The sequence below is a fragment of the Indioceanicola profundi genome, assembly GCF_003568845.1.
GTDB lineage: Bacteria > Pseudomonadota > Alphaproteobacteria > Azospirillales > Azospirillaceae > Indioceanicola > Indioceanicola profundi.
Map to the genome: position 1 here is coordinate 767,500 of NZ_CP030126.1, position 14,736 is coordinate 782,235.

General features: G+C 68.2%; 11 protein-coding genes. 10 read left to right on the forward strand and 1 reads right to left on the reverse strand.

Annotated elements, in window-relative coordinates; all coding sequences use genetic code 11:
• Positions 1-58 precede the first annotated feature (58 nt).
• Both DOL89_RS03685 and DOL89_RS03690 read left to right on the forward strand, forming a co-directional pair.
• A complete protein-coding gene (locus DOL89_RS03685; protein ID WP_162937311.1) occupies positions 59-5,047 on the forward strand; it encodes an alpha-2-macroglobulin family protein in 4,989 nt (1,662 codons plus the stop codon).
• Positions 5,044-5,916 (forward strand): phosphotransferase family protein, encoded by an 873-nt coding sequence (locus tag DOL89_RS03690; RefSeq protein WP_205574632.1) that lies wholly within the window; start codon positions 5,044-5,046, stop codon positions 5,914-5,916. Before DOL89_RS03685 ends, DOL89_RS03690 begins: the two co-directional genes overlap by 4 nt.
• Here the strand turns inward: DOL89_RS03690 and DOL89_RS03695 are convergent.
• The gene (locus DOL89_RS03695; RefSeq protein WP_119677927.1) at positions 5,813-7,264 is read right to left on the reverse strand and encodes a cation:proton antiporter; all 1,452 of its coding nucleotides are present in this window, start codon (positions 7,262-7,264) and stop codon (positions 5,813-5,815) included. The genes DOL89_RS03690 and DOL89_RS03695 overlap by 104 nt on opposite strands.
• Positions 7,265-7,541: 277 nt before the next feature.
• Between DOL89_RS03695 and DOL89_RS03700 the strand changes: the two genes are divergently transcribed.
• From DOL89_RS03700 to mnhG, 8 genes are all read left to right on the forward strand, one after another.
• Entirely contained in the window at positions 7,542-8,522 is a 981-nt protein-coding gene (locus DOL89_RS03700; RefSeq protein WP_119677928.1) for a calcium/sodium antiporter, read from the forward strand.
• 399 nt (positions 8,523-8,921) lie between these two features.
• Positions 8,922-11,258, forward strand: coding sequence for a putative monovalent cation/H+ antiporter subunit A (locus DOL89_RS03705; RefSeq protein ID WP_119677929.1), 2,337 nt, complete (start codon positions 8,922-8,924; stop codon positions 11,256-11,258).
• Entirely contained in the window at positions 11,258-11,671 is a 414-nt protein-coding gene (locus tag DOL89_RS03710; protein WP_119677930.1) for a Na+/H+ antiporter subunit B, read from the forward strand. The genes DOL89_RS03705 and DOL89_RS03710 overlap by 1 nt, the downstream gene beginning before the upstream one ends.
• Positions 11,672-11,675: 4 nt before the next feature.
• Positions 11,676-12,074: a Na+/H+ antiporter subunit C gene (locus tag DOL89_RS03715; protein WP_119677931.1), complete on the forward strand. Its 399-nt coding sequence runs from the start codon at positions 11,676-11,678 to the stop codon at positions 12,072-12,074.
• Positions 12,071-13,573, forward strand: a complete 1,503-nt coding sequence (locus DOL89_RS03720; protein WP_119677932.1) for a Na+/H+ antiporter subunit D — start codon at positions 12,071-12,073, stop codon at positions 13,571-13,573. The genes DOL89_RS03715 and DOL89_RS03720 overlap by 4 nt, the downstream gene beginning before the upstream one ends.
• Positions 13,570-14,043 carry a Na+/H+ antiporter subunit E gene (locus DOL89_RS03725; RefSeq protein WP_119677933.1) on the forward strand — a complete coding sequence of 158 codons (474 nt, stop codon included), beginning with the start codon at positions 13,570-13,572 and terminating at the stop codon, positions 14,041-14,043. Before DOL89_RS03720 ends, DOL89_RS03725 begins: the two co-directional genes overlap by 4 nt.
• Positions 14,040-14,348 carry a monovalent cation/H+ antiporter complex subunit F gene (locus DOL89_RS03730; protein ID WP_119677934.1) on the forward strand — a complete coding sequence of 103 codons (309 nt, stop codon included), beginning with the start codon at positions 14,040-14,042 and terminating at the stop codon, positions 14,346-14,348. Before DOL89_RS03725 ends, DOL89_RS03730 begins: the two co-directional genes overlap by 4 nt.
• On the forward strand, positions 14,335-14,724 hold the full coding sequence (gene mnhG, locus DOL89_RS03735; RefSeq protein ID WP_225889871.1) for a monovalent cation/H(+) antiporter subunit G: 390 nt from the start codon (positions 14,335-14,337) through the stop codon (positions 14,722-14,724). Before DOL89_RS03730 ends, mnhG begins: the two co-directional genes overlap by 14 nt.
• The last annotated feature ends 12 nt before the right edge of the window (positions 14,725-14,736 follow it).

Consider the following 14,736-nt stretch of genomic DNA (forward strand, 5'->3'; position numbering starts at 1 on the left):
TCCGGACACTTGCATGACGCGTTCCCCCACCATCCGGTTCCCTTTGAGCCCGCTCCTGATGCCGCGCATTTCTGCTGCCGTCCTGTTCGCCACGTTGAGCCTCGCCCTGCCAGGGCAGGGACTTGCCCAGGGTTCCCCGCCGCCGGATCAGGGGTCTGGAGGAAATCCGACGCCGCCCGCGGCGGCCGTCCCGCCGCCGGGCGCATCGCCTGTGGACGCCCTGCCGGAGTCGGCGCTGCCGCAGCCGTTCGGGCTGGCCAAGGTGGACATCTCGGCGGAGCGGGAGAAGCCGCAGGCCTGCTTCACCTTCAACCGCCCGCTGCCCCGACCCGGCAAGCGTCAGCCGGACCTGAAGCGGTTCCTTACGGTGGAACCGGCGGCGGAGTTCAGCGTGACCGTCCGCGACCGGGACCTCTGCCTGGAAGGGCTGGCTCATGGGCAGCGCTACACAGTGACCCTGGCCGCCGGCCTTCCTAGCGTGGTGGGCGAGGAGACGTTGGGCGAGCCGGTCACCCGTGAGCTGGCCGTGCCCGACCGCCGCCCGGCGCTGTCCTTCCGCGGCCAGGGCTACATTCTGCCCCGCATCGGCGGGGAGGGGCTGCCGCTGCGCAGCGTCAATATCGACCGTGCCCGGCTTCAAGTGATCCGCATCGCCGACCGCCAGTTGGTCGAGCAGATCTATTACGGCCGTATCAACCAGACACTGACCGACTTCGACGTCGGCATCATGCTCGAGGAGAAGGGCGAAGTCGTCTGGAAGGGGGAGATCGCCACGGGCGGGGAAAAGAACCGCACCCAGGTAACGCCCTTCCCCATCGATGCGGTTCTCGGCTCCCTCCAGCCCGGCGTCTATATCGCGGTGGCGGAGGATGCGGCGCTGCCCCAGGTGGCCTGGGACCAGCGGGCGACGCAATGGTTCGTCGTCTCCGACGTCGGCCTGACCAGCTTCCGCGCCGCCAACGGCCTGTTCGTCTTCGCCCGCAGCCTGGAGAATGCCCAGCCCTTGCCGGGCGTGGAGCTGCGGCTTGTGTCGCGGGACAATGCGGAACTGGGCCGGGCGGTGACCGGGCCGGACGGGCTGGCCCGGTTCAGCACGGACGGGATGGCGACGACGGGGCCGAAGGCGCCGCAGGCGCTGTTCGCCGCCGCCCCTCAGGGGGACTTCTCCCTGCTGGATTTCGGGGCGCCGGCGGTGGAGCTGGCACAGCGGAGCGGTGGCGGGCGGACGCTGCCCGGCGCGCTGGACGTCTTCCTGTCCACCGAGCGCGCGGCCTACCGGCCGGGCGACACGATCCATGTCGTGGGGCTGCTGCGGGACGCCAACGCCGTGGCAGCGCCGGGGCGTGAGCTGTTCGTACGGCTGCAGCGGCCGGATGGGCTGGAGCTGTTCTCCACCAAGCTGAATGACCAGGGGCTTGGCGGATTCGCCGGGGCTTTCACGCTGCCGGAGACGGCGCCCGAGGGGAAATGGCTGCTGACCGCCAGGGCGGAGGCCGGTGGTCCGGTGATCGGCCGGACGGAGATCACGGTGGGAGAGGTGGCCCCGGCGCGCCTGACCCTGTCGCTCACCGCCGACCGCCCGCGCATCGCCGCCGACGGCAAGGCTGTGGTGCGGGTGGACGGGCGCTATCTGCACGGGGCAGCTGCATCCCGACTGCCAGGGGAGATGCGGCTGCGACTGCGTGAGGCCGAGAATCCCTGGCCGGGGCTGGAAGGCTACCGCTTCGGGCTGGTGCAGGAGCCGTTCAAGGGGGAGGAGCGGCCGCTGCCGGGCTTCACCACTACCGCGGACGGCACGGCGCGCGTGCCGGTGGAACTGGGCGACCTTCCACGGACCAGCCAGCCGCTGGAAGCGGTGATCACCGCCACGCTGCACGATATCGGCGGGCGTGCAGTGCAGCGGGAGCTGGTGCTGCCCGTGGATCATCAGGCCTTTGCCCTGGGGATCAAGCCGAACTTCGCCGGGGATGCGGTGCCGGAGGGCGCCACCGTCGGCTTCGACGTGGTCGCCGTGGCCCCGGACGGGCGGCGGATGGAGCGTCCGGACCTGTCCTGGGAGCTGTTCGAGGAAGAATACGAATACGACTGGTTCGAGGCGGACGGGCGCTGGGATTACCGCGCCAATGTGCGCGATCGACGCCTGACCGGCGGCAGTATCGATGCCGCCGCGGATGAGCCCGCCCTGATCGAGGAACAGGTGAAGGCCGGGCGGTACCGGCTGGAAGTGTTCGATCCGGCCACGGGCATTGCCAGTTCCGTCCGCTTCTCCGCAGGCTGGTGGGTCAGCGCCAAGTTCGGCGAGACCCCGGACGCGGTGGAGGTCGCCGTGATGGACAGCATCCATCAGCCCGGCGGCACTGCCCGGGTGTTCGTCCGCCCGCCCTATCAAGCCACGGTGCTGGTGACCGTGGCTGACCGCGCCGTGCGCCATACGACGACCCAGGAGGTGGGGCCGGAGGGCGCGTTCCTGGATGTGCCCGTGGCCGCGGACCTGACGTCCGGCGCCTATGTGCTGGCGACCGCCTATGCGCCGGCCGATCCGCAGCGCCGCGCCGCCCCGCGGCGGGCCATCGGCATCGGCTGGATCGGGCTGGACACCGCGCCGCGCCGGCTGGACGTGCAGCTTCAGCCGCCGGAGACGGCGCGCCCCGGCGAGCCGGTGACGATCCCCGTCACCATTGCCGGGCTGGCGGAAGGCGAGACGGCGCATCTGGTGGTGCGGGCGGTGGATGAGCGGCTGCTCGCCGCCGAAGGCCGCCGCCACCGCTCCGACCCGGCAGCCTGGTTCCATGGAAAGCGCGACCTGTCGGTGGAGCTGCGCGACGTCTACGGCCCGCTGCCGGTGCAGGAGGCGGCGTCTCGACCCGCGCCAGGACCGGCGGCGGGGCTTGACCGGCCGGCCTCCCGCACGGAGGAACCGCCGACGGCCTCGATCCAGTCGCAGGTCCTGACCGCTGGCCCGGATGGCAGGGCAGAGGTGACTCTGCCGCTGCCCGCCGCGGAGGCGCGGCTGGGGCTGGAGGTGGTGGCCTGGACCGCCGACCGGGTGGGCGATGCCGCCGGCGCCCTGAACGTGCGAGAGGATGTGCAGCTTACGGCCGAGCTTCCGGAGATGATTGCCGTCGGCGACGTGGCGCAGATCGCCTTGGCGCTGGAGAATTCGGCAGGGCCGCGCGGTGCTTACAGCATGCTGCTGGAAGTGGAGGGACCATTCGCCCTAGAGGGCGAGCCGAAGGTGGAGTTCCGCTCCATTCCCCGTGGCCGCCGGGTGGAGGCCATGCGCAGCTTGACCGCCACCGGGGACGGAATGGGCCGGTTGCGCATCACGGTGGAGGGGCCTGAAGGCTATCGCTCCGTCCGCGAGATCGAATTATCCGCCCGACCGTCCTTCGCGCTCGAGGCCAGCCGTCAGGTCGCGGTTCTGGCGCCGGGTGCTGCGTTCGAGCCCGCCCCGGCGGCCGATGGCCGGCGCGTGCTGGTGGCCGGCCTCTGGTCGGATCTTGATCTGCCGGCCCAGATTCTGACCGGCGACAAACCCGTGGCGGCATCTACGGAGCAGCTTGCGAGCCGACTGCTGCCCCTGGTGGAGGCGCCGAACCTCGTCCGGACGCTGACCGGCATGGAGGAGAGGGCGTTCCGCGCACAGGCGCAGGATCTGGTGGACCGTCTGGCCGCGCGCCAGCGGGCCGACGGCGGTTTCGCGCCCTGGTCGGTGGACGGGCCGACCGATCCGTGGCTGACCCCCTTCGCCCTGGATGTGCTGACCCGTGCGCGGGAAGCCGGATACCGGGTGCCCGACGCTGGTTACCGCCGCGGGCTGGACTGGCTGGTGCGGACCATCGGCAATAGCTGGGTGCATCAGGCGGAGCTGCCGGCGCGGGCCTATGCGCTCTATACGGCGGCGCGGGCAAAGGCCATCGATGCCGCTCCCGTGAACTATTTCTTCGACACCTACTTCGCCAAGCTGCCGAACCGGCTGGCCCAGGCGCAGGTGGCGGCGGCCTTCGCGGTGCTGGGCGATACCGACCGGGCGCGGACGGTGATTGGGCAGATCACGGCGGAACGGCAGGAGGGGGGACGCGCCGGCGATTATGGGACGGAGCTGCGTGACCGCGCCGCCGCCCTGTCGCTGATTGCTGCCAGCGGGGCCGATCCGGACCGGCTGGGTGCGCAGGCAAGCCAGCTTGCCGGCATGCTGAAGCCGCCGGCCCGTACCAGCCTGCAGGAACGTGCCTGGCTGGTCGCTGCGGGTGCGCAGCTTGCCGGCCGGGGTGGGGCATACAGCCTGTCGGTCGATGGAAAGGCGGAGCAGCGCGAAGGGCTGACGGTACTATCCTTCGCGCCCGGCGAACCGCTGCCGCCGGTGATGAATGCCGCCGACCGGACGCTCACCGTTTCTCTGACCGCGTTGTCGACGCCGCTGGCCCCGCCGCCGGCTGTAGCGGAAGGGTTCGAGTTGAGCCGCACCCTGTTCAATACCCGCGGTCAGCAGGTCGATCTTGCGGCGGTGAAGCCGGGCGACCTGCTGGTCGTGGTGCTGAAGGGCAAAGCGCTGACCCTGCTGGACGGGCCGGTTCTGGTGGCTGACCCGCTGCCGGCCGGAATGGCGATCGAGGAGGTGCGGCTGGCCGGCCCGGCGCAGCCCGGCGGGCTGTCCTGGCTGGGCGATCTGACCACCGCCACCTATGCCGAGTTCCGGCCGGAGGCCTTTGTGGCGGCGCTGGAGCGCGAGCAGGCGACTGAGTTCTCGCTGGCCTATCTGGTCCGTGCGGCAGGGGAGGGGCGCTTCGCCTGGCCGGGCGCCACGGTGCAGGATGTGGTTGACGCCACCAGCTTCGCCCGGACCGAGCCCGCCGAGGTCACCATCGTGGACCTGCCGACCGCACCGAAACCGGCCAACAAGCCCCGTCCGCCGGCCGCTGCCGCAGCACCCGCATCTGCCCTTCCGCCGGAACCGGCCGCGCCTCCCGCGGCGGCCCCGACGGAGCAGCCCGCCCCGGCAGCGAATATGCCGGCGACAGAGGCGGGCGGCCCGGGCAGGACGTGACCTCCGGGCCGGCAATCGCTGGGCTCCGGGAGGCGATTCTGCGCGTCTTCCCGGAACTGGCGGGCGCGACCTTCACCTGCCTTGGCGTGGGCTGGCATTCCACTGCGGTGGATGTAGATGACCGGCTGATATTCAAGTTTCCGCACCATGAGGCGGCGGAACGGGCGCTGATGCGGGAGGCATCGCTGCTGGCGGTGGTCCGTCCAGCGGTCTCCATGCCCGTTCCGGATCTGACCTTGCATTCCGGACCGCCGCTGTTCTCCCGCCATGAAAAGATCCGGGGCGGGCATCTGCTGACCGAGCAGTACGACCGGCTGACGGAACAGGCCCGACGGGATCTGGCTGAACGTCTGGCGCGCTTCTACGCCGAGCTGCACGGACTCGATCCGGAGATCATGCGTCGGGCTGGCGCGGGTTCCGTGGAGGCTTGGCTGCCGCCGGATGTGATTGTAGAGAAGGCGTTGCCGGCTCTGCCCGCCGGGCTTCGCGCCGTTGCCGGCCGTGCCGTCGCAGAGTGGCGTGAGCTGCCGCCCGATCCCTACGGCATGGTTTACGGATTCTTCGATGGGCATGGCTGGAACATGGCCTTCGACCATGACGGCCAGAAGCTGAACGGCGTCTATGATTTGGCCGATTCCGGGTTCGGCGCGCTGCATCAGGAATTCATCTATTCGAGCTTCATCTCCCCTGACCTCACGGAACGGATCGTGACAGGATATGAGGCGCTGACCGGGCGCAGGCTCGACCGACGACGGATCGCGCTGCTTACTGGAATTCTTCGGCTTTCGGAGCTGGCGCAGCATGCGGACCATCCCGACCATGGTCCGGCGATGATCCGGAATGTGGCGGAATGGGCCGGGACGGTGTGACGGGGGCCGCGGCAGGGCCGGCGCGGAGTGGTGCGGGCAGTGCAGGCAGGTTCCGGGTTCCGCGTCGCCGGAACCGGGTGCGCAGCGCCTGAAGGGCGTGGAGCAGGGCGCGGCCCAGCCGGGTGGCTGCCGCGATTTCCCCGCTATAGACCTCGGCCAGGGCAGCGCGAAGGGTGACGATCCCGCTGGCGGCCACGTCGTGGAAGCGTCGTGCGGTGACCAGCCAGAGCGGGCTGACGAGCCAGGACAGCGCGATCACCGTCACGGCGAGCTGGTAACCGTCTGGATCGACGATGCCGCGGGACAGGCCGACGGCACCCAGCACGAAACTGAACTCCCCCAGGCTGCCCATGATGACGCCGGCGGGAAATGCCCGCTCCCACGGCTCTCCCAGCAGATGCAGGGTCCCGATGTTGATGGCGGTCTTGATCAGCGTCACGACCAGCAGGAACAACAGCACCTCCCCCAGATTGGCCCAGATGTAGCCGAGATCGATCAGCAGCCCGATGGAGAGGAAGAACACCACCACAAGCACAGCCTGGATCGGCTGGGTGGCGCGGATGGCGATGGCGCGGCCGTTGCTGTTGCCCAGGATGAAGCCGGCGATGAAGGCGCCGAAGGCGGTGGACAGCCCGATCAGGCCGGTGGCGCTGGCAAGGCTGAAGCAGAAGGCCAGCGCCGCCAGCGGCACCACGTCCAGATTGCGGCGGAACCATTCTCCGTGGGGAACGCGCACCCGCTCCCGCCCCGACAGGAACCAGACCAGCCCCGCCAGAACAGCCACCGCGGCCAGCAGCTTCAACAGGATGAAGGCGTCGAGTCCGCCGCCGGACGGCCCCATGGCGTTCGCCAGCAGCAGCAACGGCACGAAGGCAAGGTCCTGGGCGATCAGCACGCCCACCGTGACCCGTCCGGTATCGGTGCGCAACTCCCCGATGTCGTCCAGCATCTTGATGGCGACCGCGGTTCCGGACAGCGCGATCAGGAACCCGAACAGGATCGACCGCTCCACCGGCCAGCCCAGCAGTTCGCCGGCCGGAAGCGTCACGGCCAGCGACAGGGTGACCTGAAGCAGCACCGTCAGCAGCGCGACCCGGTAGACCGCGCGGAACGCCCGCACCGACAGCTCCATCCCCACCAGGAACAGCAGCATCAGTACGCCCAGCTCCGCCAGGGTGTGGACCGGGCCGGCATCGGATACCAGCCCGAATCCCGTCGGCCCAAGTACAACGCCGGCGACGATATAGCCGACGATAGCCGGTTGGCGCAGGCGTGAAAGCACCAGCCCGCAGACCAGGGCCACGGTGGTGACAAGGGCGATGCCGGTCAGGTCGAAGGTCTGTCCCATCCAAACAGACTACACCAATCGATGAGAGTAGATGCTGCTGTTTATGGGCGGGGCTCATGGTCCTTCATGTGTGCCGGCGGTGCGGTGCGTGACCGACCTGCGCGTCCGGGACCTGCTACGGACGGCGCAATCTCGCCCCCTCATCGACCGGTCCGGCAACCTTGAGCGCGTTCATGGGTTGCTGGTTGTGGATCGCGCCTGAACCAGGGCAATCCCGTGCCCGGCTGCCGGCCGGCATGCCCGCCTTCGTTCCCTTCCAAAGCGTCACGGCCTGCTCATGCCCTATCTTGAAATCGCGATCGGCCTCGTCCTCCTCCTGGCCGGCGGAGAGTTCCTTGTCCGCGGGTCAGTGGCGGTGGCCAAGAGGATGGGCGTGTCCACGCTGATGATCGGCCTGACGCTGGTGGGCTTCGGTACCTCCGCGCCCGAACTGGTGACCAGCATCCAGGCAGCACTGGCCGGATCGCCGGGCATCGCGGTCGGCAACGTGGTCGGGTCGAACATCGCGAATATCCTGCTGATCCTGGGCGTGGCGGCGTTGCTTCTGCCGGTGCCGGTGGAGCGGAAATCGTTCCAGCGAGACGGCGGCATGCTGATCGCCGTCTCCCTGGCCGCCGTGGGCGTGGTCATGTTCGGGCACCTGGGCCAGCTCGTCGGCGGAATCTTCGTGGCGGCGCTGATCGCCTACATCATATGGACCTACTTCACGGAACGCGAATCCGGCGACGACAGGGCGGAGGAGGCGGACCACAAGATCGATGCCCATGCGCCGGCCCCGACATCCCTCTGGATCGGAATCCTGCTTACCGTCGGCGGGCTGGCGGCCGTGGTCTACGGGGCGGACCTTCTGGTGAACGGGGCCATCGTGCTGGCCCTCGCGCTGGGCGTATCGGACGCGGTGATCGGGCTAACCCTGGTTGCGGTCGGCACCTCCCTGCCGGAGCTGGCGACGACGGTAACGGCAGCGCTCCGCCGGCAGGAGGACGTGGCCTTCGGCAATGTCGTCGGGTCCAACATCTACAACGTCCTGGCCATCCTGGGCATCACGGCGCTGATCCTGCCGCTACGGGTGCCGGACGAGATCATCCTGTTCGATATCTGGGTGCTGCTGGGCAGCGCACTGCTTCTGGTGCTGTTCGTAGCCGTGTCGGGCAGGGTCGCCCGCTGGCACGGGGCCTTGTTCCTGTCCCTCTACGGCCTGTATCTGGCGATCCAGGCTCTTCCCGGACTTCGGACGGGCCTGGGCATTCCGGTCTGAGTTTCCGATTCGGACCTGATGGACAATCCGCAATCCGCTGTGCCGCCATATGGCAATCCTGTGGCGGCGCACAGTGCCCGCCCCTTGCCGGACGAATCCTTTGCAGATGAAAACCCTATCTGGACTAGGGCTTTAGTCGGCAGAGTGGATGCTCGATTTGGGTTGCAGGTTCGGGCCTGTGTCCCATATACGCGAAATATCACGCGGGATTGGCGGCAGGGTATCCGACCGACGATTCCGCATCCTTTCGCTTCGGGAGCGTGCCTGCGGCGCGTTTCCGAGGTTTTCCAGTTGCCGGGGCCGAGTCCTGAAGGTCCTTACCCGCTACCGACCGCTCCGGCCTGCCGCCGGGGCCCGGGCGGGCGGTGCTGGGCATGTTGAACGAGGGAGAGCAAGCGGATGCTGACCGCCGTGCTGGCGATCTTCCTGCTGGCCGCCGTGGCGCCCACGGTGCACCGGTTCCTGCCGCACCAGTCGCACTGGGTGCTGGCGCTTGTGCCGGCGGCCGTGACCGCGTGGTTCGCCATGCAGCTGCCCGAGGTGGGGGCTATCGGCTCCGGCCATGGGGAGCAGGCGGTGATCCAGGTGATTCCCTGGATACCGTCGCTGGGGGTCGAGCTGGCCTTCCGGTTGGACGGGCTGGCGCTGATGTTCGCGCTGCTGATCACAGGGATCGGCACGTTCATCGTCATCTATGCCGGCGGTTACCTGCACGGGCATGTGCATCAGGGCCGATTCTATCTCTTCATCATCGCCTTCATGGCCTCGATGCTGGGGCTGGTGCTGGCGGACGATGTGGTCAGCCTGTTCGTCTTCTGGGAGCTGACCTCCATCACCAGCTTCATGCTGATCAGCTTCAACCATGAGGACCCGTCCTCCCGCCGTTCCGCGGTGCAGGCACTGCTGGTCACCGCCTCGGGCGGTCTGGCGTTGCTGGGCGGCCTGGTGCTGCTGGGGCAGACGGCGGGCAGCTTCCGCCTGACCGAGATCGAGGCGTCGGGGGTCGATCTGCGGCAGCACGCGCTGTACCTGCCGATCCTGGCTTTGCTGCTGCTGGGAGCATTCACCAAGTCGGCACAGGTGCCGTTCCACTTCTGGCTTCCCAACGCCATGGACGCGCCGACGCCGGTCAGCGCCTATCTGCACTCCGCCACCATGGTGAAGGCCGGCGTTTATCTGGTGGCGCGGCTGAACCCGACCATGGGCGGCACCGACGTCTGGTTCTACACGCTGGTGGGATTCGGGACGGTGACGGCGCTGTGGGGCGGGTACATGGCCCTGCGCTCCGTCGATATGAAGAAGATCCTGGCCTACACGACCCTGTTCGCGCTGGGAACGCTGGTCATGCTCGTGGGGCTGGGCACGCCCTATGCGTTCCAGGCCTTCGGCGTCTTCCTGCTGGCCCATGCCCTCTACAAGGGCGCGCTCTTCATGGCCGCCGGTTCCGTCGATCACGGCAGCGGCACGCGCGACGTGCGGGAGCTGTCGGGCCTCTGGGGCAAGATGAAGGTCACCGGCGTGATCATCGCCCTGGCATCCCTGTCCATGGCCGGCCTGCCGCCCTTCTTCGGGTTCATCGGCAAGGAGGTGATGTATGAGGGCATGCTGGAGGCGGGGTCCTTCGGCATCATCGTCACCATCTCGATGATCCTGGCCAATGCCACCATGCTGGGGGCGGCGGGGCTGGTGTTCTGGAAGCCCTTCATGGGACGGCCCAGCCCGGCGGCCGACCATGCGCATGAGAGCGGAATCGCGCTGCTGCTGGGGCCGGCGGCCCTGGCCGGGCTGGGCCTGCTGTTCGGCCTGTTCAGCGGCATTCCGGGTGCCAATCTGCTGGGCGCGGTGACCACGGCGGTGACCGGCATCGATACGGTGCTAGACCTGCATCTCTGGCACGGCATCACCCCGGCGCTGGGCCTGTCGGTCATCACTGTCGCCCTCGGCGTGGTGCTGTTCCTGGCATTGGGACGGGTCAAGTCCGCCCTGGACGGGCTGGCGCGGGTCAGCCGCATCAATGTGGACGCCGCCTGGGATCATATCCTGGCCGGCCTGGACGCCGTGTTCACCGTCGTCACCCGGCGCATGCAGCCGGGGTATCTGCGCACCTACATGTTCCTGACCTTCCTCAGCATCACCGTGCTGCTGGGCGGGACCATCCTGCTGAAGGGTGGGCTTCCGATCGGGATCGGGAGCATCGAAGCCAGCTATCTGGGCTGGTTCCTGGCCGCGTTGATGGTGATCGGGACGATCGGGGCCGTCGCGGCCACCTCCCGGCTGCAGGCGATCACCGCCCTGTCGGTTGTCGGTCTCGCCATCGCCCTGCTGTTCCTGGTCTATGGCGCGCCCGATGTCGGCATCACCCAGCTCATGGTCGAGACGCTGACCGTCATCATCATCGTGCTGGTCCTGGCGCGTCTGCCGCCTTTCAAGAAACGCGAGCAGCTGTCCAACTGGGTACGGCTGCGCAACGGCGCTGTCTCCATAGCTCTGGGCGCCATCGTCACTTCGATCCTGCTGGCCGTCTCGGCCATCGAGCAGCCGCTGGACCTGTCCGAATTCTTCGCCGCGCGGAGCTATGTGGATGCCCACGGCCGCAACGTGGTCAATGTCATCCTGGTGGATTTCCGCGGGTTCGATACGCTGGGTGAGATCACCGTCGTGGCCGTCGCCGGCCTTGGCGTCTTCGCCCTGCTGAAAGCCCGGCTGTCCAGAAAGGTCCAAGGGGGAGCCGACTGATGCACTCTCTCATCCTGCAGACGGGCACGCGGCTCATCACCGTGCTGATGCTGCTCTTTTCCATCTTCATCCTGTGGCGCGGCCACAACGAGCCGGGCGGCGGCTTCATCGGCGGCCTGATCGCCGCCACCGCCTTCGCCCTGCACGGGGCGGCGTTCGGGGCGGACGCCGTGCGGCGGCTGCTTCCGGCGGACCCGCGGACCATCCTGGCATGCGGGCTGGTCGCTGCCATCATCTCCGGCCTGTTCGCGCTGTTCGGGGAAGGCGGGCCGGACCCGTTCATGACCGGCCGCTGGGTCGAGTTCCCGAACGGCTTCGCCCTCGGCACGCCGGTGCTGTTCGATATCGGCGTCTATCTGGTCGTAGTGGGGGGGCTGATCGCCATGGTGCTGGCCCTGATGGAAGAGGACTGAGCGGATGGAAACCATCTTGGCGATTACCGTCGGCGTGCTGGTCGCCGGCAGCGTCTACATGCTCATGTCCCCGAACGTGCTCCGCATGGTGTTCGGCGTGATCCTGATTTCAAACGCCGTCAATCTGGCGATCTTCCTGCTGGGCGGGCTTTCCCTGGGAGAGCCGCCGCTGATCGCGGCCCATGACAAGGTGCTGGCGGTGCCCTATTCGAATCCGCTGCCGCAGGCGCTGATCCTGACGGCCATCGTCATCGGCTTCGGCCTGCTGGCCTTCGCGCTGGTGCTGGTCTACCGCGCCTATCAGGAGCTTGGCACGCTGGACAGCGACCGGATGCGCGTGGCCGAGCCGGAGGAGGGCGGCGAAACCGTCGCCGGCGCTCCGGCCGAGAGGGCCACCCCATGAACTGGCTGATTGCCTCCCCGATCCTGATCCCGCTCAGCACCGCCGCCCTCTGCGCCCTGGCGTGGAGCCATGTCCGGCTGCAGCGCGTCATCTCCCTGACCGGGGCCGTGGCCCTGGTGCTGGCGGCCAGCTTCCTGCTTTCCGCCGTGACCTCGCAGGGCATCCAGGTCGTCCAGATGTCCAACTGGCCGGCGCCCTTCGGCATCACGCTGGTGGCGGACCATCTGGCGGCGGTGATGGTGTTGATCGCCGCCGTGATGGCGCTGGCCGTCGCCGTCTATTCGCTGGGCGACATCGACCCGGTGCGGGAGCGGGGCGGATTCCATCCGGTATTCCATGCGCTGATGATCGGCGTCTGCGGCTCCTTCATCACCGGCGACCTGTTCAACATGTATGTCTGGTTCGAGGCGATGCTGATCAGCTCCTTCGTCCTGCTCAGCCTCGGCGGCACGAAGGAGCAGATCGACGGCGCGGTGAAGTATGTCGGCCTGAACCTGATCGCCACGGCCGCCTTCCTGCTCGCGGTGGCGCTGCTCTACGGCATGGTCGGCACCCTCAACATGGCCGACATGGCGGTGCGGCTGCGGGAGGTGGATGCGCCGGCCACGGTGACCACAGTGGCGGTCCTGTTCATCATCGCCTTCGGCATGAAGGCGGCGGTGTTCCCGCTCTTCTTCTGGCTCCCGGCCAGCTATCACACGCCGGCCGTGGCAGTGCAGGCGATCTTCGCCGGGCTGCTGACCAAGGTCGGCGTCTACGCCCTGCTGCGCACCTTCACCCTGATCTTCGTGCACGATGTCGGCTTCACCCACGGGCTGATGCTGTGGATCGCCGGCCTGACCATGGTGTCGGGCGTCATCGGGTCACTGGCCGTGACCGACCTGCGCCGTGCCTTCTCATGGCAGGTGGTGGCGCATATCGGCTACATGGTCATGGGCATCGCGCTCTACACGCCGCTGGCGATCATGGGGGCGATCTTCTACCTAGTGCATGACATCGTGGTGAAGACGAACCTGTTCCTTGGCGCCGGCCTCGCCCGGAAGCTGACGGGCAGCACCGAACTCAAGAGCATGGGCGGCCTGTTCAAGGCGGCTCCGCTGCTGGCGGTGGTGATGTTTGTGCCGCTGGCCTCGCTCGCCGGGTTCCCGCCCCTGTCGGGCTTCTGGTCCAAGCTGGTGCTGCTGCAGGCGAGCCTGCAGGCGGAGGCCTACTGGATCGCCGCCATCTCCCTGATCGTCGGGCTGCTGACCATGTGGCTGGTCGGGCGCATCTGGGCGGAGATGGTGCTGAAGCCCAATCCGCAAGGCGACATCCCCGGCACTGCCGCCATCGGCGGGCTAAAGCGGGCGGCCATGGTGGCGCCGCTGGTGGTGCTTTCAGCCATCACCGTCATCATCGGCCTGAACGCCCAGCCCGTCATGGCGATCGCCCAGGCCGCGTCGGCGGAGCTGTTGAACCCCGCGCCCTATATCGAAGCGGTCCTGGGAGCACGGCCATGAAACTGTTCGCGCTGAACCTGTTGCTGGCCTTCTCATGGATGGCGGTAAATGGCGATTTCAGCCTGACCGGGCTGGTGGTCGGGTTCGTACTGGGGCATCTGGTCCTGTGGCTGGCCAAGCCGGTCTGGCCGGATGATCCCTATTTCAAGAGGTTGTGGGGTGGCGTTGGCTTCTTCTTCTGGTTCCTGAAGGAGCTGTGGGTGTCTTCCGTCAAGGTGGCGACCTCGGTGCTGTCGCCCAACATGGGGAACCGGCCGGCCGTGGTCGCCATGCCGCTGGACGCCAAGACGGACGTGGAGATCACGCTGCTGGCCTGCTGCATCACGCTGACGCCGGGCACGCTGTCCCTGGACGTGTCCCCCGACCGTTCCGTCCTCTACATCCATGCCAACTTCGCCGAGGACCCCGAGGCGGTGAAGCGGGAGACCAAGGAGACGATGGAGCGCCGGATCCTGGAGTGGCTGCGATGACCGAGATGATCCCGTTCCTCTACTGGTCGGTCCACATCGCCATGGTGGTGATGCTGGTCTCCTTCGTGCTGGCGGTGATCCGCCTGCTGCGCGGGCCGACGCTGCCCGACCGTATCGTGGCCGTGGACCTGTTCGGCCTGCTGGCCGTGGCCTTCATCTCACTTTACGCCGTCTATGACCGCCAGCCGGTCTATGTGGACGCGGCCATCGCGCTGGCGCTCGTCGCCTTCTTCGGCACGGTGGCCTATGCCCGCTTCGTGGAGCAGCGCGGCTTGGACCGGGGGCCCGATCATGATGCTGACTGATATCGTGCAGATCATCGCCGGCGTGCTGCTGCTGGCCGGGGCATTCTTCTGCTTCGTCGCTGCATTGGGGATCGTGCGCATGCAGGACGTGCTGATCCGGATGCATGCCAGCTCCAAGGCCGGCACGTTGGGGTCGGGCATGATCCTGCTGGGCGTCGCGCTCTACTTCGCGGAGGTCAGCATCGTGGCGCGCTGCCTGGCCGCCATCGCCTTCCTTTTCATCACCGCACCGATCGGCTCCCACATGATCGGGCGGGCGGCCTACGCCTCCGGCGTGAAGCTCTGGGAGGGTACGGTGGCGGATGAGATGCGGGGCAAGCATCTGGCCATGGGCGATGGCGAGCCGCCGGCAAGGCCGGCGCCGGAAGGGTCGTGATCTCGGGGCGGA

Bases quoted from the DNA above. Each gene is read 5' to 3' on its own strand.
- DOL89_RS03685 (WP_162937311.1), top strand. From the start codon at position 59: ATGCCGCGCATTTCTGCTGCCGTCCTGTTCGCCACGTTGAGCCTCGCC.
- DOL89_RS03695 (WP_119677927.1), bottom strand. From the start codon at position 7,264: ATGGGACAGACCTTCGACCTGACCGGCATCGCCCTTGTCACCACCGTG.
- DOL89_RS03700 (WP_119677928.1), top strand. From the start codon at position 7,542: ATGCCCTATCTTGAAATCGCGATCGGCCTCGTCCTCCTCCTGGCCGGC.
- DOL89_RS03705 (WP_119677929.1), top strand. From the start codon at position 8,922: ATGCTGACCGCCGTGCTGGCGATCTTCCTGCTGGCCGCCGTGGCGCCC.
- DOL89_RS03710 (WP_119677930.1), top strand. From the start codon at position 11,258: ATGCACTCTCTCATCCTGCAGACGGGCACGCGGCTCATCACCGTGCTG.
- DOL89_RS03715 (WP_119677931.1), top strand. From the start codon at position 11,676: ATGGAAACCATCTTGGCGATTACCGTCGGCGTGCTGGTCGCCGGCAGC.
- DOL89_RS03720 (WP_119677932.1), top strand. From the start codon at position 12,071: ATGAACTGGCTGATTGCCTCCCCGATCCTGATCCCGCTCAGCACCGCC.
- DOL89_RS03725 (WP_119677933.1), top strand. From the start codon at position 13,570: ATGAAACTGTTCGCGCTGAACCTGTTGCTGGCCTTCTCATGGATGGCG.
- DOL89_RS03730 (WP_119677934.1), top strand. From the start codon at position 14,040: ATGACCGAGATGATCCCGTTCCTCTACTGGTCGGTCCACATCGCCATG.
- mnhG (WP_225889871.1), top strand. From the start codon at position 14,335: ATGATGCTGACTGATATCGTGCAGATCATCGCCGGCGTGCTGCTGCTG.